This is a genomic window from Dyadobacter sp. HNCC25DJ185, from assembly GCF_056895195.1.
Genome location: NZ_JBXHAR010000009.1, coordinates 202872 through 224624, shown reverse-complemented (window position 1 = coordinate 224624; position 21753 = coordinate 202872). Strand labels below are relative to the sequence as shown.

General features: G+C 46.1%; 16 protein-coding genes. 8 read left to right on the top strand and 8 right to left on the bottom strand.

All coding sequences use genetic code 11. The features are described 5' to 3' along the window. The first annotated feature begins 21 nt into the window (after positions 1–21). The gene (locus AC1XUF_RS24915; RefSeq protein WP_483344571.1) at positions 22–1302 is read left to right on the top strand and encodes a DUF349 domain-containing protein; all 1281 of its coding nucleotides are present in this window, start codon (positions 22–24) and stop codon (positions 1300–1302) included. On the opposite strand, the gene AC1XUF_RS24910 is transcribed toward AC1XUF_RS24915, so the two are convergent. Then, positions 1288–2352 carry a LacI family DNA-binding transcriptional regulator gene (locus AC1XUF_RS24910; RefSeq protein ID WP_483344570.1) on the bottom strand — a complete coding sequence of 355 codons (1065 nt, stop codon included), beginning with the start codon at positions 2350–2352 and terminating at the stop codon, positions 1288–1290. The genes AC1XUF_RS24915 and AC1XUF_RS24910 overlap by 15 nt on opposite strands. A gap of 277 nt (positions 2353–2629) precedes the next feature. Between AC1XUF_RS24910 and AC1XUF_RS24905 the strand changes: the two genes are divergently transcribed. The 5 genes from AC1XUF_RS24905 to AC1XUF_RS24885 all read left to right on the top strand — a co-directional run bounded on the left by AC1XUF_RS24905 (position 2630) and on the right by AC1XUF_RS24885 (position 7935). Beyond that, the gene (locus AC1XUF_RS24905; RefSeq protein WP_483344569.1) at positions 2630–3241 is read left to right on the top strand and encodes an RNA polymerase sigma-70 factor; all 612 of its coding nucleotides are present in this window, start codon (positions 2630–2632) and stop codon (positions 3239–3241) included. Positions 3242–3406: 165 nt separating this feature from the next. Next, positions 3407–4597 (top strand): mannonate dehydratase, encoded by a 1191-nt coding sequence (gene uxuA / locus AC1XUF_RS24900; RefSeq protein WP_483344568.1) that lies wholly within the window; start codon positions 3407–3409, stop codon positions 4595–4597. A 99-nt stretch (positions 4598–4696) separates the two neighbouring features. Next, positions 4697–6118, top strand: coding sequence for a glucuronate isomerase (uxaC, locus tag AC1XUF_RS24895; RefSeq protein WP_483344567.1), 1422 nt, complete (start codon positions 4697–4699; stop codon positions 6116–6118). Positions 6119–6264: 146 nt separating this feature from the next. Further along, entirely contained in the window at positions 6265–7260 is a 996-nt protein-coding gene (locus tag AC1XUF_RS24890) for a PfkB family carbohydrate kinase (RefSeq protein WP_483344566.1), read from the top strand. Positions 7261–7272: 12 nt separating this feature from the next. Continuing rightward, positions 7273–7935 carry a bifunctional 4-hydroxy-2-oxoglutarate aldolase/2-dehydro-3-deoxy-phosphogluconate aldolase gene (locus tag AC1XUF_RS24885; RefSeq protein ID WP_483344565.1) on the top strand — a complete coding sequence of 221 codons (663 nt, stop codon included), beginning with the start codon at positions 7273–7275 and terminating at the stop codon, positions 7933–7935. 412 nt (positions 7936–8347) lie between these two features. Here the strand turns inward: AC1XUF_RS24885 and AC1XUF_RS24880 are convergent, their stop codons facing one another. The 7 genes from AC1XUF_RS24880 to AC1XUF_RS24850 all read right to left on the bottom strand — a co-directional run bounded on the left by AC1XUF_RS24880 (position 8348) and on the right by AC1XUF_RS24850 (position 19410). Next, on the bottom strand, positions 8348–9838 hold the full coding sequence (locus AC1XUF_RS24880) for a tagaturonate reductase (RefSeq protein ID WP_483344564.1): 1491 nt from the start codon (positions 9836–9838) through the stop codon (positions 8348–8350). A gap of 110 nt (positions 9839–9948) precedes the next feature. After that, positions 9949–12465: an endopeptidase La gene (gene lon / locus AC1XUF_RS24875; RefSeq protein ID WP_483344563.1), complete on the bottom strand. Its 2517-nt coding sequence runs from the start codon at positions 12463–12465 to the stop codon at positions 9949–9951. A gap of 132 nt (positions 12466–12597) precedes the next feature. Beyond that, positions 12598–13089 carry a DUF6702 family protein gene (locus tag AC1XUF_RS24870; protein ID WP_483344562.1) on the bottom strand — a complete coding sequence of 164 codons (492 nt, stop codon included), beginning with the start codon at positions 13087–13089 and terminating at the stop codon, positions 12598–12600. A gap of 1 nt (position 13090) precedes the next feature. Further along, on the bottom strand, positions 13091–14416 hold the full coding sequence (gene rseP, locus AC1XUF_RS24865) for an RIP metalloprotease RseP (RefSeq protein ID WP_483344561.1): 1326 nt from the start codon (positions 14414–14416) through the stop codon (positions 13091–13093). A 147-nt stretch (positions 14417–14563) separates the two neighbouring features. Continuing rightward, positions 14564–16381 (bottom strand): MutS-related protein, encoded by a 1818-nt coding sequence (locus AC1XUF_RS24860; RefSeq protein WP_483344560.1) that lies wholly within the window; start codon positions 16379–16381, stop codon positions 14564–14566. Between the two features lie 14 nt (positions 16382–16395). Continuing rightward, positions 16396–18207, bottom strand: a complete 1812-nt coding sequence (locus AC1XUF_RS24855) for an ABC transporter ATP-binding protein (RefSeq protein WP_483344559.1) — start codon at positions 18205–18207, stop codon at positions 16396–16398. 165 nt (positions 18208–18372) lie between these two features. Beyond that, positions 18373–19410, bottom strand: a complete 1038-nt coding sequence (locus AC1XUF_RS24850) for an acyltransferase family protein (RefSeq protein ID WP_483344558.1) — start codon at positions 19408–19410, stop codon at positions 18373–18375. 255 nt (positions 19411–19665) lie between these two features. On the opposite strand from AC1XUF_RS24850, the gene AC1XUF_RS24845 reads away from it, so the two are divergent. Together AC1XUF_RS24845 and AC1XUF_RS24840 are read left to right on the top strand one after the other, a co-directional pair. Then, the gene (locus AC1XUF_RS24845) at positions 19666–20235 is read left to right on the top strand and encodes an RNA polymerase sigma factor (RefSeq protein WP_483344557.1); all 570 of its coding nucleotides are present in this window, start codon (positions 19666–19668) and stop codon (positions 20233–20235) included. After that, positions 20216–21724 (top strand): hypothetical protein, encoded by a 1509-nt coding sequence (locus tag AC1XUF_RS24840; RefSeq protein WP_483344556.1) that lies wholly within the window; start codon positions 20216–20218, stop codon positions 21722–21724. The genes AC1XUF_RS24845 and AC1XUF_RS24840 overlap by 20 nt, the downstream gene beginning before the upstream one ends. Positions 21725–21753: the final 29 nt, after the last annotated feature.

Sequence of the window (21753 nt, the reverse complement as noted above, 5' to 3'; positions counted from 1 at the left end):
GCAGATAAAAAAATTGAAAGAATGGAAAATGCCACATTGAATGATGAATACGGCTATGTCAAAGACAGCAAAGTATTTTTAAAGGGGTACCTGGATTTCCCCGACCGGCAAATTGGAGAAGTAAAAAGGACAGAGCAGGAAGCGATAGATTATTTCAAGAATCGTTTTAATATTGTCCTGAACAAAGTTGAGCAACTGGAACAGGAAATAGACGAGGCACTGAATAAAGGCTCTTACCTTACTAAACTGATCCAATTGCAGCGCAAGTTAAAAGGTTTTGATGCACTGGGTGATTTTGTCCCCCTGCTGCAGAGGCTGGAAGAAAAAGAAGAATACCTGAAAGGGCTTATCGAGGTTAACCAGCTGAAAAACCTGGAAATCAAAAGGGCGCTCATCGAGGACGTGAAAGCGGCCGCCTCAATAGAAGACTACGCGGCGGCTACCGACCAGATCCAGGAAATCAAGGCGAAGTGGATACGTACAGGGCCGGTTGAAAAAGAATTTCAGGAGGAGGTTGAAACGACGTTTCAGCAGATTCTGGACGATTTTTTCCAACGCCGCCGTGATTATTTCGACGAGCAGAATAAGATCAATCAGTCGCGTATAGAGGAGTATGAACGCTTGATCAAGATTACCAAAACATTAAGTTACTCGCGTGACCTGGACGACGCTTATGCAAAAGCTAGGGATGTACGCAACGCCTGGAACAATGTCGGTGAAGTACCTCCGAAACGTTTCTTTAAGGTCAACAAAGCATACCGTCACTTCCTTAAGTTGTTTTACGATAAGTACAACCTGGCCAAGGGAATTGAGCCGAAGGTACGCATTGACCCTCGTATCGTAGAACAGCAGAAGCTGCTGCAACAAGCCGAAACACTCTTGAAAGGTCCGGATATCATTGAGGCATCGCAGGAGGCAAAAGTTCTTTTGAGCAAGTGGAAAGAGATCAAAATACCGTTTAAGCTGGCGGACAAAGAGCTTGCAGAGCGTTTCCGGATGGTTTGCGATAAGATCTTTGAATTGAGCTATCTGGCACGTGTGATCAGCCGTAAATACCCGGCGTTTGAAATGAAAAGCCAGGAGGAACAGCTCCGTACCAAATACCGCGAACTGGAATGGCTTGCAAAACGTGAAAAAAGCGACCTGGAATTCGCGATATTGGAATTTGACAGAACGGCAACCGGAGACCCTGAAATCGACAAGCAGGCTGCGGGGCGCATTAATATTCAAAAACGCAAAGTCCAAATGAAGGAACGTATCCTTTCTGAGTTCGAAAGGAAATTGAAATCAATTACGGGGTAATGATTCACCGGGTGAAGATTCACCGGGTAATTCTTTCAAAGAAGATTTGTTAATCACAAGATTGGATTGCAATACCCTGGTCTCAAATTCGACCGGGGTATTTTTGCTTTCGATGAGGTCCAGTAACAATGATGTTGCCTGCTGGCCCATTTCAAAGGAAGGCTGAGTGATAGAACTGACCGGCGGGTCGAGCAATGAAGACATCGCCAGATCACAGAAACCAATTACCGCTACGTCGTCGGGCATTTTGTAACCGAGTTGCCGTAATGCCCAATGAACGCCCATTGTAATCCGGTCACTTGCGCCGAAAATGGCATCCGGCCGTTCACGTAACGCCATGAGCTGATAGGTCCTTTCTGTTCCTCCGGCCTGCGTGATCTCACTGTGTAAAACCCACTCCTCCTGGAAGGGGATGTTATGCTTTTTCAGTGCGTCTTTGTATCCTTCAAGCCTGAACCGCGTAATCGAAACAGTTTTAGGGCCTGCGATATGTGCAATGCGCCTGCAGCCCCGCTTGATCAGGTGTTCGGTCGCTTCAAAAGCACCCTTATAATCATCCACCCTTACTTTATGTGTCTGCATCGCATCGCTGACACGATCAAAGAAAACAACCGGAATTCCCTGTTCCTGCAAAGAAACAAAATGGTCAATGGTTTCGGATTGGCTCGAGATCGCCACCACCAGCCCGTCGACGCGCCTGGACGCAATGTGCCGGGAAGCAGACCGCTCTCTTTCCAGTTGCTCGTGACTTTGGTAAATCATGGTATGGTACCCACGGCTATATGCAATATCCTCTACGCCGCCTATTGCAGAAGAATAAAAGCGGTTTGCAATGTCCGGTACGATCACACCGATGGTCTGGGTACGGTTTTTCAACAGACTGATCGCGATCGGGTTTGGATAGTAATTAAGCTCCTCGGCCCTATCCATCACTTTTTTCTTGGTTTCCTCGCTGATTTCGCTGCTGTCGCGAAGGGCGCGTGACACTGTGGATTTGGATATGTTAAGCTGTCTTGCAATCTCTTTGATCGTAACGGAAACCTTCTTCATAGGTGATATTGGAATAATGCAATCATGCTATTTTTTCGGGAAATCAACAAATCGGTCCATGTTGCACAAATTGCCAAAATCCTGAAAAGGTTCCGGGAAATTTGCGCAACCGGGAACGGTTCCGGGAACGGTTGCGTAAATTAATTGCTTTTTTTCAAGATTTATTTTTGTGTATCAACGAATCAATGTTTAACTAGGTTTAGTCTTGACGTGACAATCGTACCAGGCACCACTACAAATCCAGGAAATTTTCTATAATTAAGCTAGCTCAAGTTAAATGGAACCGCAATCCTTTACCAACACATTAAAGTCTGTTTGCTCCCAAAAAAATGTACTGGAAAATCTGTTTGGCAGAGTGGTAGCGAGCGGAGACTACCATGCTTTCCGCGAGTTGTTTACGAACCATTACAGATCGCTTTGCAATTACGCTATGCGGGTAGTCGTTACCCGCGAAATTGCTGAGGAAGTGGTGTCTGATGTATTCGTGAAACTTTGGAAAAATCGTGACCAGATTGAGGTGCATACCTCATTTCAGGCTTACATTTACAGAGCTGTTCGCAACCAGGCGCTGGATTATCTGAAATTAAGGGTCCATCGCCAGAATGAAAGGGAATCGCTGGAATCAGTCCAGTGGAACCTGACACACGCAGATCATTTTACTCCAGTGGAGGAATTGTCTTTCAATGAATTTTACGCGTATATCGAAGGGTGCATCCAGGCGTTGCCCCGTCAGTGCCAGCTGATTTTCCGGCTGAGCAGAGAGGAGGGCCTTCGTTACAGGGATATCGCTGAGCGTCTGGAAATTTCCGTGAAAACCGTAGAAACGCAAATGAGCCGCGCGCTCAAAGTCTTGCGTGAGCGGGTACCCGAACATAGGCTGGTGGCTTAAAGCTGTAGGTATATTGGTGGGTAGCCTGTATGGTGGTTGCTAACGAGGGTGTCGTCTTTGAATAAAATTATAAATCATATTAACTCGTCAAGCGATCTGGGCCGCAAGGCAAAAGGCTAACAACTAAAAGCCAGCCCTGAGCCAATCGCTAACAGCTTTTTTAAAATGGCATTAGAACAAACATGGCGCTGGTTCGGTCCTAACGATCCGGTCTCACTGCAGGATATTCGGCAAGCAGGGGCAACAGGGATCGTAACTGCATTACATCATATTCCCAACGGCACGGTATGGGAAATAGCGGAAATCAAAGAGCGGAAGGAGTTAATAGAGTCTGCCGGATTAACCTGGTCAGTGGTAGAGAGTGTGCCCGTCCATGAAGCGATCAAGACCCGCACCGGTGATTTTGAAATGTACATCAGCAACTACCAGCAAACTTTATTCAACCTGGGTCAATGTGGTATTGATACTGTATGTTACAATTTCATGCCTGTTCTGGACTGGACGCGCACCGATCTGGATGCTCCGATGAAGGATGGGTCGACCGGTCTGAGGTTTGATGCAACACATTTTGCCGCTTTCGACCTTTATCTTCTGGACAGACCTGAGGCTGCGGAGTTGTACAGCGAGGAGCAAAAGACCAAGGCGAAAAGCTGGCTGGACAGTGCTTCTGACGAAGAAATTTATAAGTTAACCCGTAACATCATTGCAGGTTTGCCGGGTTCTGAGGAAAGTTTTACAATCGAAGAGTTCCGGAAAGTATTGGCGACCTATCAAAACATTGGCGACCTGGAATTGCGGACTCATTTGTACCAGTTTATCCAGGCTATCGGCCCTGTCGCAGAGGACGCGGGTATCAGGCTTGCGATCCACCCGGACGATCCTCCATACCCGATTTTAGGCCTTCCGCGTGTGGTGAGTACGGAAAACGACGCCCTGATGTTGCTGGAAGCTTATGATAGGCAGGCAAATGGGATTTGTTTTTGTACCGGATCTTATGGTGTCAGACCTGATAATGACTTGCCGGGAATGGTAAACAGGCTGGGGGCCCGGATTCATTTCATTCACTTGCGCGCTACTAAGCGAGAACACGACGGCAGTTTTTACGAAGCCGATCACCTCGATGGCGACGTGGACATGTACGGTGTAATGAAGGCGCTGGTATTGGAACAAAAAAGGCGTGAAACGGAAGGGAGAAAAGACCTCCGAATGCCTTTCCGTCCTGATCATGGGCACCGGATGCTTGACGACCTGTCGGCCAGCAAAAGGACAAATCCAGGCTACACCGCCATAGGCAGATTACGCGGGCTGGCAGAATTAAGGGGGTTGGAATATGGAATTGAAAGGGGTTTGTATTAATCCCGAAATCCCCAGAATGGGGACTTTTATATGAATAAGGCTTTCGTTCAAAAGCCTCCTCAGGGGGTTGGCGCGAAGCGAAAAAAGCTCACTAAAAAAATGACAACGATAGCTACCGCACAAAAAACCTTTATCTCCGAGGATTTCCTTCTTCGCTCCAAGACAGCGCGGATCCTTTACCATGACTATGCGAAGGAGATGCCGATTATCGATTATCATTGTCATCTTCCGCCGGACCAGATTGCAGGCGACAAGCAATTTGAAAACCTGACGCAGATATGGCTTTACGGTGACCATTACAAATGGAGGGCGATGCGGGCAAATGGCATCGCTGAAAAATATTGTACTGGTAATGTGAGCGATTGGGAGAAGTTTGAGCAATGGGCTGCGACTGTTCCCTATACCATGCGTAATCCGCTGTACCATTGGACGCACCTGGAGCTGTTGCGCTATTTTGATGTGGACATCCTCCTAAATAAAGATACGGCTCGAGAAATTTACGATGAATGTTCAGCCAAATTGAGACAGCCGGAATTCTCGGTCAGGAATCTGCTGACCCGCATGAATGTAAAGGTGATCTGCACTACCGATGATCCTACCGATCCATTGCAATTTCACAAGCAAATTAATGAAAGCGGGTTTGAAATAAAGGTTTTACCTACTTATCGTCCGGATAAGTCGATGCTGCTGATCGACTCTCCTGCGGATTTCACAGAATATCTTTCCAAACTGGGACAGTCTGCTGGAATAGAGGTTAAAACATATGAAGACTTACTATCGGCCTTGCAAAACCGGCATGATTTCTTCGCCTCTATGGGTGGAAAACTTTCGGATCACGGACTGGAACATATTTATGCTTCCTATGATGAAGTTGCGGCAAAAGAAGCATTTCAGCTTGCGGTGAACGGGCAGTTGCCGTCGGACGCTCAGAGAAATGCATTTAAATCGGTTTTGCTGTATGAGCTGGCCAAAATGGACCATGCCAAATCCTGGACACAACAGTTCCACCTAGGTGCACTGCGGAACAACAATGCCCGTATGCTGCGTGAAACAGGCCCCGATACAGGATGGGATTCGATTGGAGATTACAGCCAGGCGCAGACCCTGTCGAGATTCTTGAACAAACTGGATTCCACCGATCAATTGGCAAAAACAGTGCTGTATAATCTTAACCCGGCAGACAACGAAGTATTGGCGACAATGACGGGTAATTACAATGATGGGAGTATAGCGGGTAAAATGCAGTTTGGCTCCGGATGGTGGTTTCTGGATCAAAAGGACGGAATGGAGAGGCAAATGAACGCATTGTCCAATATGGGGCTTTTGAGCAGGTTTGTTGGAATGCTAACAGATTCAAGAAGTTTCTTATCGTATCCAAGGCATGAATATTTCCGTCGGATACTCTGTAATTTGATTGGAAACGATGTGGAAAATGGCGAATTGCCAAACGACCTTCCGTGGCTTGGAAAAATGGTTGCAGATATTTCCTACCATAACGCAAACAGCTACTTTGGTTTTTAGTAAATGATATTTGATGTGATATAAATCAATAGCCCCGGCAGATTGTTGTGGGCTATTTTGATGTTTAATACTTATTTTTGACTAATCGTCGATTTTTTCAGGCCTCTGTCGGATCGTTTCGGCAAACAGGTAATTATTAACTAAACATGGCTCAAATAGTTTCCTTCGGAGAAGTCCTGATGCGGCTCTCCACCCCTGGTTTTTCACGTTTTGAACAAGCCCGTCAATTCAATGTTACCTATGCAGGCGGCGAAGCCAATGTAGCTGCCGCACTCGCCTACTGGGGTCACCATTCTGCTCATGTAACGCGTTTCCCGGATTCACCCATAGGGAAAGCAGCTACGCAATATCTCAATTTTTTGGGGCTCGATACGTCGCATATCGTTTATGGAGGAAACCGGATCGCGGTTTATTTTTTAGAAACAGGCGTGGCCATGCGGAGCAGTCAGATTGTGTACGACCGTACCAATTCGGCCCTCGCAGAAATTAAACCTTCTGATGTCGATTGGGATTCTATTTTAAAAGATGCCAAATGGTTTCATTGGGCGGGTATAACCCCGGCGCTTTCTCAGGGAGCGGCGGATACCTTACTAGAAGGTGTCAAAACAGCCAGAAAGTATGGCCTGACCGTGTCAGGAGATATATTTTATCGCCCTAACTTATGGAAATATGGTAAGAAGCCTACTGAGATTTTGCCTGAGATCACAGCCGGGACCGACATCGTCATTGCGAACAGCGAGAATATCAAAGAGATTTTCGGGATAGGAGGAAACGATTTTGTTGCATCCTGCGTCAACTTACAGAGGGAGTATCCACAGGTAAGCACTGTGGTAGACACCAAAAGAACTTCAATAAGTGCTTCACACAATTTGCTAAAGGCTTTTTTATGGAACGGGAAACAGCTTCTGGAAACGGAAGACATTGAAATTAACCCAATCATAGACAGGGTGGGAGGTGGCGACGCTTTCATCGCTGGCCTGATCCATGGCTTGATCACTTTTGACGATCAGCAAAAAGCGCTTGAATTCGGAGTGGCCGCATCCGCTTTGAAGCATACCATAGAAGGTGATGCATTGATCGCCACTACTGCCGAAGTGGAGGCGATCAGGCAAGGAGAGACGTCAGGAAGAATCAAAAGATAATTAACCCATATTATGGACAGAGAAACAACATTGGTGCTGATTAACGAGGTAGGGATTGTACCCTTGTTTTATCATGCAGATATAGAAGTGGTGAAAGAGGTGATCAACGCAAGCTACCGGGGTGGCGCGAGGGCATTTGAATTTACAAATCGCGGCGACAATGCCTACCATGTTTTTACAGAGCTACTGGCTTACACTAAGGAAAGTCTTCCTGGTTTGTCACTGGGTATTGGTACCATTTACGACGCGGAAACTGCCCAGAAATTCATCGACGTCGGCACTGACTTTATTGTCACACCATGCCTGAACCCCGAAGTAGGCCATGCTTGTGCCAAAGCGAATATCCCTTGGATCCCCGGAGTTTCCACATTAACCGAGATATACAATGCTCAACAGGCTGGGGCAGAAGTAGTAAAACTTTTCCCGGGAGAAGTGGTAGGGTCCGCTTTTATACGCGCCATAAGGGGCCCGATGCCAAAAGTAAAAATCATGGTTACAGGTGGTGTCCAGCCTACACGTGAAAGTATCAACGAATGGTTTGGGGCCGGGGCTTATGCTGTTGGGCTGGGGTCTAACCTCTTTCCTAAGGACGTAGTAGCAGAAGGTAATTTCCCGTGGATTGAGCAGAAAGTTGCTGAAAGTATAGCGCTGGTTAAAGAATTCAGGCAGGGATAACTGAAAAGGAAATAAAACCAGAATTCGAGCATGTCGCTTAACCTGACCGACTTTTTGGTCAGGACAATTCCGTAGGATAACGCTTCGTCAAATCTGACTCGATAGATGCTTTTACTCGCTCGTATACGCGGGTAATCTGCTGATCAGCGTAAATCAACCAGTCAAGTCTTACACTATTCTCAACCCACTTGGACATTTTTGCCGAAAGTGGGAGTCGTGTTTGGTGAAGAGTTGTCCATGCTCGTCCCTTTCAACCGTCAGTTCGGGGTTAGCAATGCTGAAAGCTACCAACTCTGCATCATTGAAAAATTCATGTACCGGGATGTTCAAAGGAACAGTTATCCTCTTACACTTTATCAAATATTATTTGAAGACCGCTTTCCGAATTAAACGCCGCTAAGATATCTTTTAATCAGCGCGTTGAGCTGCCGCTGGAAATCAATTCAACCATGTTTTCTTTTACTGCGTCCGCGAAGCCTGGGAGCAAAGTAAGGTCGGTATCCCATAACGAGGCGTCGGCCAGCACCTGATCAGCGAGATCCAGCGGGGAGGCAGCATTTTTCCATTTTTCGTCAAAATAACCTGCGGAATCACACCTGATTGAATACGGTTGACCGTTCCTGTCGCCATAGTAAGCTCCGTCCTTGTGGACAACAGGCTTCATAAACCTGAGAAATGCAGCGAATCCTTTTGCAAAAAGAACGGGCGCCTGATCTGTTTTTTGGTAGTGGTTCAGCAATGTCGGAATATTCCGCATTTTCATTTTGGCTGTGTACTGAACTGTTATATCGATCAACTGATGACGTATAAACGGATTTTTGAAACGGTCCAGAACCTGATTCCCGAATTGAAGCGCTTTTTCGGGATCTACGGGATAGGGGATAGCCGGGGCCAGTTCTTTTAGCATGATATCGGAAATGAATGCAGCTGTCTCCGCACTTTCCATGCTTTCCCTAACCGTATCCAATCCATTCAGAAAACATAACCCCGATGCCAGCGTGTGCGTGCCATTCAGCAAACGAAGTTTGAGCTCGCGATAAAGGTCAATATTCGGTTCAATAACCACTCCATGATCCGCATCGGCAAAATTCAGGACAGACCGGACGTGTGAATCACCTTCAATTGCCCAAAGCCTGTAAACCTCCGAAACAATCAACAAATTGTCTGTAAACCCATGCTTTTCCGACAGTTCGCCCACTGCTTCTGCATCAGGCTTTCCCGGGACAATCCTGTCGACCAGCGAACTGCAGAAATGGTTATATCCTTCTATCCATTCCGTAAAAGCTTCTCCAAGATGATGCCTTTTAGCCTGTTCCAGCACGATTGCTTTAAGTTTAGGGCCGTTCCCAACAATTAATTCGGTAGGAACAATTACCATCCCGGAGTCCTTAGATCCGGTAAATGCCTTAAAGCGTTCATATAAATAGGCGGTCAGTTTACCCGGAAATGAAGCTGGCGGTGAGGCGAAGATATCATCTTCTGTTAATTGGATACCGACTTCGGTTGTGTTGGATATCGCAATCTTCAACTCCGGATTGTGCGCGCATCGGAGGATTTCTTTCCAATGACTTTGTGCCGAAATTGTCCGGCTGATCGAACCGTTGATGACCGACTCGTCGATCCGCGCGCCATTTTCAATGCCGCGGATGCTATGGGAATAAATGTTTTTTTGCTGCTCAAATGAATCGGTACCTCCGCCTGAAGTTGACTTCACCACCACAATACGTCCATTGAAAATGCCCTGCTGATTGGCTTTATTGACAAAATAGTCGGGTAAACCACGGAGTAAAACACCGGTGCCAAATTGAATGATCTTCTCAGGCAGAGAAAGTAATTCCTGATGATTGGGGAAAAGTTCAGGGCGTTGATCTAGTAATTCGGGCGAAAGTATGGGTAACGACATTTTCAATAGATATAAGTACAATATAGATGACGCGATTTTGAATCACAACCCCTAATAAAAAAGAGACGCTTTCAGGGTCTCTTTTTTATGTTTTCCAGAACTTATGAGCTTTATACGCCCAGCGTAACGTAGCCGCTTTCTTCTTTCTCCCTTTTTTCTTCGGGGAAAATGAAATTGGTGGCATTTTTGACTTTGTCTGGCAGAAGAGCGAAAGACAAAACTTCGTCAATCTGATCCACGTAATGGAAACTCAGGTCTTTGATATAGTTAGCCGGTACTTCTTCTACGTCCTTCTTATTTTTTATACAAAGAATAATCTCTTTCACTCCTGCGCGGCGGGCTGCCAGGATTTTTTCTTTCACGCCGCCCACCGGAAGTACCTTACCACGCAATGTGATTTCTCCCGTCATAGCGATATATGGTTTTACCCTGCGTTGTGTGAAGATAGACGCCATCGACGTAACCATGGTTACCCCGGCGGAAGGTCCGTCTTTGGGTACAGCGCCTGCAGGTACGTGTACATGCAGGTCGTAGTGGTTAAAAATGCGATAGTCGATCCCCATACGGTCTGCATTGGCCTTGAGATACGACAGCGCGGCGACGGCAGATTCTTTCATCACATCACCAAGCTGGCCTGAGAGGGTCAGATTACCCTTGCCACGGCTCAGGCTGGTTTCTATAAAAAGTATTTCCCCGCCAACGGATGTCCAGGCAAGGCCGGTGACTACCCCTGCGAAGTCGTTGTCCTGATATAAGTCTTTATCAAAAATCTCAGCACCCAGGTATTTTTCAATCTGTTCCTGCCTGATCGTTTTCGGATATTCCTGTTCCATGGCGACCGATTTGGCAATCTTACGTACAACCCCTCCCACTTTTTGTTCGAGGTTCCGAACGCCCGACTCTCGCGTGTACCCTTCGATGATCCGCAGCAGTGCCGAATCATCGATCTTGATATCGGTTGATTTCAATCCGTGGTCCTTACGCTGTTTTGGAACGAGGTACCGCTTTGCGATCTGCAATTTCTCCTCAATGGTGTAGCCAGTCATTTCGATGATCTCCATACGGTCGCGCAGGGCGGGGTGTATGGTGTCCAATGCATTGGCGGTGGCAACGAACAAGACTTTGGAAAGATCGTATTCTACTTCCAGATAGTTGTCCGTGAAAGATGAATTCTGTTCGGGATCCAACACTTCCAGTAATGCAGAAGAAGGGTCTCCACGGTAGTCCGAACTTACTTTATCAATCTCGTCCAGAATGAATACCGGGTTGGCAGATCCGGCTTTCTTAATATTCTGGATGATTTTCCCTGGCATTGCGCCAATATAGGTTTTGCGGTGCCCCCTGATCTCCGCCTCGTCGTGGACGCCACCTAGCGCCATACGGATGTATTCCCGGTTCAATGCTTTGGCGATGGATTTGCCAAGAGAAGTTTTACCAACCCCCGGAGGGCCATACAGGCAAAGTATGGGCGCCTTGAGGTTGCCTTTCAATTTAAGTACAGCCAGGTATTCAATAATTCTTTCCTTTACCTTTTCCAGGCCAAAATGATCAGCATCCAGCACCTTCTGTGCTCTTACCAGATCGAAATTATCCTTTGTATACTGACCCCATGGCAAATCCACGAGCGTTTCGAGATAATTCATGGTTACCGGGTACTCCGGTGCCATTGGGTTGATGCGCTGAAGTTTGTTAAGTTCTTTTTCAAAATGGTTCCGTACCTGATCCGGCCATTTTTTCTGACTGGCTTTCAGACGGATATCGTCCAGGTCACGTTCAGGGCTGTCCATTCCGAGTTCATCGTGCAGCACTTTGATCTGCTGACGAAGAAAATAATCCCTTTGCTGCTGGTCGATATCAGAGCTGGCTTTTGTCTGGATCTCTCTTTTTAATTCCAGCATTTCAATCTCCCGCATCATATACTGAAGCAAAAGTGTCGCCTGCTTGTGGCCATTTCTTTCTTCCAGCAGCTTTTGTTTGTCGGCTACTTCCACATTGATATTGGAAGACAAAAAATGGATCAGAAATATCGGGCTTTCGATATTATCCAGCGCAATCCTGGCTTCCTGAGGAATTTCAGGGTTTAGGCGCATGATCTTGTGCGCTCCGTCGCGCAAGGATTGCAAAAGTGCCTTCGATTCCTTTTTCGTCGGCCCTACAAAAGAATCCTCGATACCACGTACCTCGGCAGTGAGATAAGGTTCCTCATGGACGATTTTTTTAATTTCAAAACGCTGCCTTCCCTGTACGATGATCGTCACATTACCATCAGGAAGCGTGATCATTTTAAGGATCTGCGCTACGGTGCCTACATTAAAAAGGTCTTCGGCGGTGGGATCCTCTTTATTGGGGATCGCCTGTGTAACTGCGCCAAGTATGCGCTGATTGATGTCTGAATTGCGATATATCTTTTTAACAAGCCTGATGGCTTTTTGGCGCACGACGGTTACGGGAATCACCATTCCCGGGAAAAGTACTGTTTGCCTGATCGGCAGTATTGCTAGTTCATTGGGAAGTTCAAAAGGCTCATCGGAGCCATCGGGGCCACCAAGAGGGACAATTTCAAGGCTATCCATGTCTGAGTCAGACATCAGCAGCCGACTGTATAAGTCAGAAGGTTCAAATTTCATAGGCATTCTGTCAAAATGACAGATAACGTTTTCCCAATATATATATAATGACTCTCAAAAGAAAGGGTAGTATAAACAAAAATAGCCATGCCACCAAACATTGTGTCATGCCTTTTTATACGATCCTGGTGCTTAAAATGAATGTGTGGTCTGCCCTTTTTTGAATAAAAAAGTCTGCTTTTCGGAAGCAATTTTGATGTTCGTCATGTTGACCTGATCGTCAAAAACTTCCATTAGTGTGGTGTTTTGAAGCTTAAAGCCACTCGGAGGCCCCGGGATAGGAATTTCCAGGTAAATCCAGGTAGCATCCTCTTCCTGTTCCTTGCCTAAATAGCGGATATTTGTCGGCTTTTTTTGTTGATCAGTCAGAATGAATGATTTCCGGATATACTGTTCGACGAAAGAATCATTCTTATCATCGTTCCTGATCGTGAACCTGCGCTGATCATTACTCTCTGATAAGCCCTTTTCGAGATCATCGGTAAAAGTCCTGATGCTGATTTCAAATGATTTTTGCGCCGGATTGTACTGCATTTGGGTCACCGAAACATGGTACTGATGTTTTGGTGTGGCTGAAATAAGCAACAGAAATGGAAAGATGAATAACACTTTCCATTTCTTCATGTCAGAATACCGCTTTCCAGACATCATTGAAAATTGCAAAAGCCATTAAGCCAAGCAACAGTACCATACCGACTTTCTGGGCGTTTTCAAGAAATTTATCAGATGGCTTCCGGCCCGAAATGATTTCGTAAGAAAGGATAACGGCATGCCCGCCATCCAATGCAGGTATCGGGAGCGCGTTCATAAAAGCGAGGACCATGGAAAGAAGCCCGGTCAGATACCAGAAGCGTCCCCAGTCCCAGATACCACCAAACATTCGGGCAATACCGATTGGGCCACTCAGCGCTTTGGACGCAGATACTTCGCCACGAAATATTTTGCCGAAACCCTTGATATTATCAAAAACCACCTTGAAAGCATCCTGGGTACCGATTGCTATGGCCTGGTTCAGCGTATACTCAACCGTGGTGTAGTTCAATAGGCTCAATGGATAAAAACCCAAAGTGCCATCACTGGAAACGGTAGCAGTAAGTGTTTTCTGCTCGGCGTCGCGCTGCACAACCAATTGGGTTTTTTTGCCTTTTAGTTGCTGCAACTCGTTTTGCATTTCATGAAAAAACTGAATGGGTTTTCCGCCAATGGAAATCACCTTATCGCCTGTTTTCAATCCGGCTTTTTCAGCAGGTGAAGCAGGCACCAATTCTCCGATTTTGAAGGGCTCCAATGCACGGATGAAATTCCCCCTGTCCTGAGGACCACGGCGTGAATCCAGTTTTTCAACAAAATTATTGGGGATCTCAATTTGTACTTCTTTTCCGTCACGGTTTATCGTATAAGAGCTGTTTGTCCCCAGAAAGACCTCGGAGCTGACCACATCACCAAAATCTGCGATCGCTTTGCCATTGACCCTCACAATTTTATCGCCGGTTTTCAATCCGATCTCCTGGGCAAGCGGCCCAGCCACGATACCATATTTATTGACTTCGTCGATCGAAAGTACCTTGTCGCCCTCCTTATAAGCGATCACTATGAAAATAAAGATGCCCACAATCACATTGACAATAATCCCGCCGAGCATGACAATCAAACGCTGCCAGGCTGGCTTGGAACGGAATTCCCACGGCTGAGGCTCCTGGCTCATCGCCGCGGTATCCATAGATTCGTCGATCATTCCCGATATTTTCACAAACCCGCCAAGGGGGATTGCGCCTATTCCATATTCAGTTTCTCCTCTTGTTATGCTGAAAATTTTTGGAGGAAAACCGATAAAATATTTCTCTACCCGCATTCCGAACAGTTTCGCGGCAGCCATATGACCCCACTCGTGTAGTCCTACCAAAATCGACAAGCCCAATATGAGCTGTCCGGCCATTATTAATACTTCCATTCAGGTTTCGTAATCGTTATTTGTGTTATTTATTAAACCATTGAAGAGGGTTTCGAACCGTCTGCATTTTATTAGTACTTATAAACGTAAATGTAATCAGTAAAGTTACGCAAATCCTTTTGTAACATTAAAACCGCGTTTTCCCGGTTAATCAGGGATGCTTTTATTTGTCAGGTCAATGTCGATACCCATCATGCGCATTAACTCTGACGCATTGAAGCTGCGACATATTCCTTCATACAATCGATAATCAAAGCTTAGCCTGCCCTCTTCAACATCAGATCTGAAATGGAAATTGTGAACATAATCTTCCGTCGCACCCCATTCACCGAGCTCAAGGTCATGCGTCGATACCAGTCCGGAGGCATTTTTAGTATGCAACTGGCGAATCAGCGCTTCTGCGCCGCGGTGGCGGTCGGCGGAGTTGGTACCTTTTAAAATTTCATCCAATAAATAAAAGACGGGTGACTCCCCATTTGCATCGGCGAGTTCCAGAAGCCGGCGTAACCTTTTCAGTTCGGCATAAAATGATGAAGTGCTTTCTTCCAGCGAATCCTGTGTACGCATACTGCTGAATATCCTTACCGGAGAGGAGGTAAACCCGGCAGCGCTAACCACCGCACCCATTTGAGCTAACACCAGGTTGAGTCCGATTGTCCTGAGAAAGGTACTTTTCCCAGACATGTTGGATCCGGTCACCAAAATCGTGTTTCCGGTTCCGTCCAATTGAAAGTGATTGCTCACCCTTTTTTGCAGCGGGATCAGTGGGTGGCCCATTGCGGCCGTTTGGATCGACACACTATCGGAGGAAAGTATTGTAGGGAGAATACAATCCGCATTCGCAAATGAATGGCCTGCCAGGCTGTTCATCGCTTCGGTATCAGCAAGTACGTCTAGCCAATGCAGCAGTTTGGTATGATTGGCTTTTTTCCATTCCTCGATCCCTGCTAGACAATGCACGTCCCAGAGTGTAGGAATGCCGACGAAGAGCGAAAAAAACGGGTTGTTACGATAATCAAGCCGTTCAAAAAGAGTGCCTACCTGGTTCAATGCATGGGAGGCGCCGTTGATCAGGGCCTTTCGCTGAAGCCACCATTGTGCCTGGTAAGGGGCCGACTCAGCGTTTTTCAACAGGTCGCCGTAAGCAACAAGTGTTTTCCCGAGTGCGCCGGTCCTGTTGGTGATATCCTGAATAGTAGCCAGAAAACGCCTTAAAATAACAAGGTGAAGACTTAAGCTCAGGATCAACAGCCAGGCCGGAATTAATTCAGCGAACGTCAACACACCGATGATCAGCGTAATTACAGGAAACCAGCGCAGGCGGATAAAACGGGACAATTCTGGAGCCAGCGTTTCTGCTGTCCAGGCGCGAAAGGAGTCGATCTGCTGAGCCGCATGCTGATGTAACAGGGCAGTTGCCTCCCATTGCTGGACGAGGTGGGGGAATTCTATGAAGTTTTCCGAAGCCTGTTGCCGCATGCGTATTTCTTCCGGGCAAGCATGGTTTTTAAGCCAGTCTGCCAGTCTGCGGCTACCCTCTGCAGTACGCGTCCTGTTTAGTAGCTTGAACAAGGAATATTCTCCAAAAATGTCAAGGTCGGTAGCATACGCATGTTCTTTTTCCAGAAACTGAGATCCGGTGTCTGTTCTTTTAAACCGAAATGACAACCTTTCCAATTCGTCTTCATTGACGGTCTGGAGGTTCTTCTGGAAGTCCCTCGCTCTCCTGACCTGCTGGTGTTTTTTCATCAGAAATAGAAATAACACCAGCAATGCACCTATACCAATGGCTATGGTCGGCTGATTTGTTTTGTTCCAGAGCCAGGCAAGAACCAGCATCAGGATAAAAATACCAACTCTGACAAGTGACAGGTTACTGAATTTTTTTTGTGCTGCGGCTTCCGCGAGACGGGCTTTTTCGAACGCTGTTTCGAAAAAAATCCTGGAAGAAGTTTTAGTAGTCATTGAATTTTGCTCCATCAGTTGCTTTCGGTGGTTTCGAACTGCAGCTTGATCAGATTGGCATATAAACCATTGTCAAGTATCGTCAACTCCTGATGCGTGCCGGATTCCGCGATTCGGCCTTCGCGGATCACATAAATCATATCCACTTTCCGGATCGTGGCGAGCCGGTGCGCAATGACAATCGTGGTTCGGTTTTGCATGAGTTCGTCCAATGCGACTTGGACGAGCTTCTCAGATTCCGCATCGAGAGAACTTGTCGCCTCGTCGAGGATCAGAATTTTAGGGTTTTTCAAAATAGCCCTCGCAATGGCGATGCGCTGGCGCTGCCCACCTGACAATTTGATGCCCCTTTCGCCAACAATCGTTTCAAATTTTTCCGGGAACGTATCGATAAATTCCAGTGCATGCGCGCGCTTGGCTGCATCCTGAATTTCCTCACGGGTAGCAGAGGGCTTTCCATAGGCAATGTTTTCATAAATCGTCCCGCCAAACAGCATTACTTCCTGGGGTACGATCGCAATATTCTTACGCAATTCGGAAATACCGTAGCTGTTGAGCGGCTTACCGTCGATCAAGATTTCTCCTGACTGGTAATCGTAAAAACGCATCAACAACTGGATGATGGTGGACTTGCCGGCGCCGCTGTAGCCTACAAGCGCGATTTTTTCCCCTGCATTAATGTGAAACGATATCCCTTTGAGAACGGGCAAATCGGCCCGTGAAGGATACGAAAAATGGATATCCTGATAAGTAACTTCGCCAGTCATGCGGCCAGGTTCTGCTTTTTTAGCGTCTTCAATGGAAATTTCAGGGGTCTCTTCAAGGATTTCAAAAATGCGCTCCGAGGCGCCTATCACCCGGTTGATCTGCGCGTACAGATCACCCATTCCGCTGATGGATGCACCAATGAAAGTGGTATAGAGGATAAATGTAAACAGGTCGGAAAGCCCAAATTCACCGGCTTGGACCAGTGCCGCACCGTACCATACCACCCCCACGATTCCGCCAAACAAAGCGAATATGATAAACGAAACGAACCCGCCGCGAAATGTGGCCGCATACAAAGAGAGGTCCACGACACGGCCGAGGATCGTTTTGTAACGGTCAATTTCCAATGGCTCGTTGGTAAACGCTTTGACGACGTTGACAGATTGCAAAGTTTCTTCGACCACTACATTGGCAGCAGCCAGTTCATCCTGTGCTTTTTTAGCCAATCGACGCATATGCCTGCCGAAGAAAACGGAAGCAATAACCAGTACCGGAAAAGTAGCCAGCATGAATAATGTGAGCTTCCAAGACGTGTAAAAGAGGATCCCGATGCCTACGATCAGCGTTGCCAGCTGTCTGAAAACCTCGGCCAATGTAAAGGATAACAGGCCCTGCAACTGGGAAACATCGGAAGTAATGCGGCTGGTTAGCTCGCCTACCCTTCGTTGTTCCAGAAATGAAATAGGTAAGGTAATGATCTTGCTGAAAACGTCTGCGCGGATGTTGGTCATTGCAAGCTCACTGACTTTGGTAAACAGATAGATCCGGAAGTAGGAGAATACAGATTGGCAGATCAGGACGAAAAAGAGAAAGATCGTGATCTGGTTGATCGTGTATTTGGATTTGCCCTCGATTACCTCGATGATGTTCCCCACGAGCTTGGGGAAGGCGAGAGATGTTCCGGTAGAAAGCGCCAGAAATATCAGTCCGATAATAAAAGTGCCTCTGTACGGTCTCAGGTACCTGAAAAGATCAATGGTTGTTTTAAGCCCCTGCCAGCTGAGTTTCCTTATTGCAAACGGAGAAGGTTGCTCGCTGTTATTTTCATTGTTGGCCATTCGAGATAAATATTGTATTTGCCGGTGCTTTGTCCAATTGTATGGACGTCGCAAAAATAAGAAGGTAAAAATAGGCAATTAACTCAAACAAGTGAGTAGGTAAGGAGGTGCGGCGTCATGCGCATACCAGCGGCAAGCGCACTTCGATTCTTTGCTATTGTTTTCTCAAATGTTGTTCGCAACCTTCTTCCCATAATAGTTTCTTATGATCCGATTGCAGGGGACCTCAATGAACCGGTTGACCAGATAGGCCATCGAAATGCAGATCGTGATACTCAGAAAGAGTGAGAAGTAAATGTTGATTCGAAAATCATTCGTGAATTTTGAAATTAACCTGAGGCCGACGTACTGGTGGATGAGATACAGGCAATAGGAAATTTTGCCCAAAAATAATAACGGTTTGAATTTTAAGAAATGAAGTTTTTCCAGGCAGAAAAGGGCAAAAATTAGGTGAAACAAAGTGATCAGGAGGTAGTGCAAATTGGCTGAAATAAAGTATAGTGACCTGCCACCCTTGTCGTGCAGATAGAATGAAGCAAATACGCTACACAACATTAGGGGAATATACCTTCGCGAATTCGATTTGTTTTTCATATTGTAAAACAATATCCCGGAATAGAATAGGGGAAAGTGATTGACCAACTGGACTTTTTGAGTTACTCGATAGATATTGGGATAAAACAATGCAAACTCGTGAAAAGCAATCACAATCAAAATCGTGAGGAAGCCGATGAGCTCAATACGATTTATCCCTTTAAAAATATAAATAATTAATATCCAGAAATAAAAGGTGAGTTCGATGACAAGCGTCCAGTAAGAGCCGTCCAAGTCTTCCACACCAAAATAGCATGGGACCATCGTGGCGTTGGCGACGACATTGAACACACTGATGCGCTCTGGTTCAAAGAGCAAGGAAAAGAAAACAGTAATCAGTAAACAAGACCAGAACGCTGGATATAATCGGGCAAATCGGTTGACTACAAAGTCTTGCCAATTTTTAATTTTCGAAATTGAAAGAAATATGACAAAACCACTGATCATAAAGAAAATATCTACCCCTGTGACGCCCGGGTTGAATGCCCAGCCAAGCTTTTGTTTATTCGCATTGATCGTAAAATGGAAAAGCATAACACTGAGCGCAGAGATACCTCTAAGTGCATCTAATTCATGAAGCCGGGCAGTCGCTTTTTTTTGGGTGTTCATGGTAGAGTATGTTACATTCAGCGGCCAGTTGAACGGCTTGGGTTAGATCTGATCCGCTGAATATAGTATCAACTTTTTCTTTCAGCTTGGGAATAACTGGCCCGCTTTTCAACCGATCACATTTAGAGTTTTTTCGGTTCGCTCGTTGCGTTACAAACAAAAAATTAAGAAATTATTGAATATTTTAAAATTCGTGTGTGCTTCCAAGCAACCCTCATTTTGATTTGAGCGTATCATCCAAAAAAAGCGAATAGCATGCCCGAGTATAACTCCGCCGTTCTTCATGAACTACTCGACGGCTGTTTAAGTAAAAACCGCCGCAGTCAGGAGCTGTTGTATAAACAGTTTTACGGCTATGCTATGAGCATTTGTTTACGCTATACACGGAGCCGGGATGAGGCTAAGGAGATACTTAACGACGGATTTTTGAAGGTTTTTACCAAGCTCGAAAGCTTTGATTCAAACCGCTCATTTAAAACCTGGTTAGGTAGGATCATGATCAATACAGCGCTGGACCACTACAGACAGGAAGTTCGGAGAGATGTGTTTGATGATGTGGAAGTGGCCGAACAGGTGTCCGTAGACGAAACGGTGATCAGTAAACTGGCGCATGAAGAGCTGGTTGGGCTGATCCAGAAACTGACGCCCTCATACCGGATTGTTTTTAGTTTATCAGTGATCGACGGCTACACACACGAAGAAATTGCAGAACAGCTGAGTATTTCGGTTGGAGCGTCAAAATCAAACTTGTCGCGTGCAAGAGAAAAGTTAAGAGAAATGTTATCTAAAATCAACATTGACAATTATGATAGAGTTACCAGATGACGAACTGGATAAGCTCTTCAGAAAGTCATCAGAAGAGCTTGATCCAGAGTTTGACCCGGAAGATTGGAATAGTCTTAAAAAGCGCCTCGATCAACAGGATGGAAGGACTGCAGGTGCTTGGTTCAGGAAGTGGTGGCCCTTAGGGCTTCTGTTGTTGTTGATCCCGGCTGGTATCGTGTCTTATTTCTGGATATCGGGTTCAAGGGAAAACAACGAAACCAGAATTTCGGCGCAGGTTAAGCAGGGAGTTGCAACAAAAGCGAAAGACGAGGCGTCTTTATCTGCAAATGAGAAGCTGCCGGTTGACCCCAAAGTGGAAAGTGCAGGCTCCAGCGTAAACGAGGCCAGTAAAATCACCCCGGCAAACGAGAAAATTATTCCGGAGAAAAGTGTGGCATTGAAAGCAAATAAACTAGCTGAGGCTACTTTGAGCCGTAAGCCAGTTTCGATTAAAGAAACAATGGTATCAAAAAAATTGCCCCGGAGCCTATCTAAGGCAGGCGGAGTGTACTTAGAGCCTAACCGCTCAAAGACGGAAGGAGGCGACGGGGCTCTTATTTTAACCAATCAGAAAGAAGGACTTATAAGCGACTCTAAAGGAACCAAGGCCTCCGAACTTGGGGCAAGGCAGGCTATTGGTTCCAATGGGGTTGAAGAAGGGAATGCCATTTTGCCGGCGGGCAGTCCCGACAAGCAGGGTAACTCGGCAGGTTTAAATAATAATCCCGGAGCTGCCGGAGGCACAAATATTTCTGAGCAGAAAATGGTCGTTTCAGCGTCCTTACTTTCCAACAGACCATTATCCTGGAAAAATAAGGTAGGTTATCCCAAGATCATCCCGCCGCCTGCAGATGTTTTTACGGAGCAACCTGAAGCAGGCCAAGGCAAGATCGCAGAATCTCCCAAATGGGCTATCAGATTAGGTTATTCTCCTGATCTGACAACCGTCGGATTCAAGAATTTTACCAAACCCGGGAATGCTTTTTCGCTGCTTTATGAATATGGAATTACAAAAAGACTGTATCTGCAAATCGGCTTGATAAGAAGTGTAAAAGATTACAGCGCCGTCGGGGATGAGTATGAATTCTCCAAGTACGTGACGTCAATCAATACACCTTATGAGGTAGATGGAACATGTACAATGTATGAAGTACCGCTCGGGATCCGCTACGATGTTTCTCAAAAGGCTCAATCGAGATGGTTCGTGGGTACCGGGTTTTCATCTTATTATGTCCAAAAGGAGAAATACGAGTATCACTATGAACAAAATGTCGATCTGCAAAAAACTGGTTGGCAGGGAAAAACCGGCTTGTTTCTTCTAAGCCACTTGAATGCATCAGTCGGTTACGAACGAACGATTACAAAAAAGCTTTCCATTCTTGCCGAACCATACATACGAATTCCTCTGAAGGGTGTTGGTTATGGAAAAGTCAACCTCATGACAACAGGTATGTGGTTATCTCTTCGCTACACGCCGACATTCCGCTAGGTTCGCTCATTCGTAATGGCTCATTATAT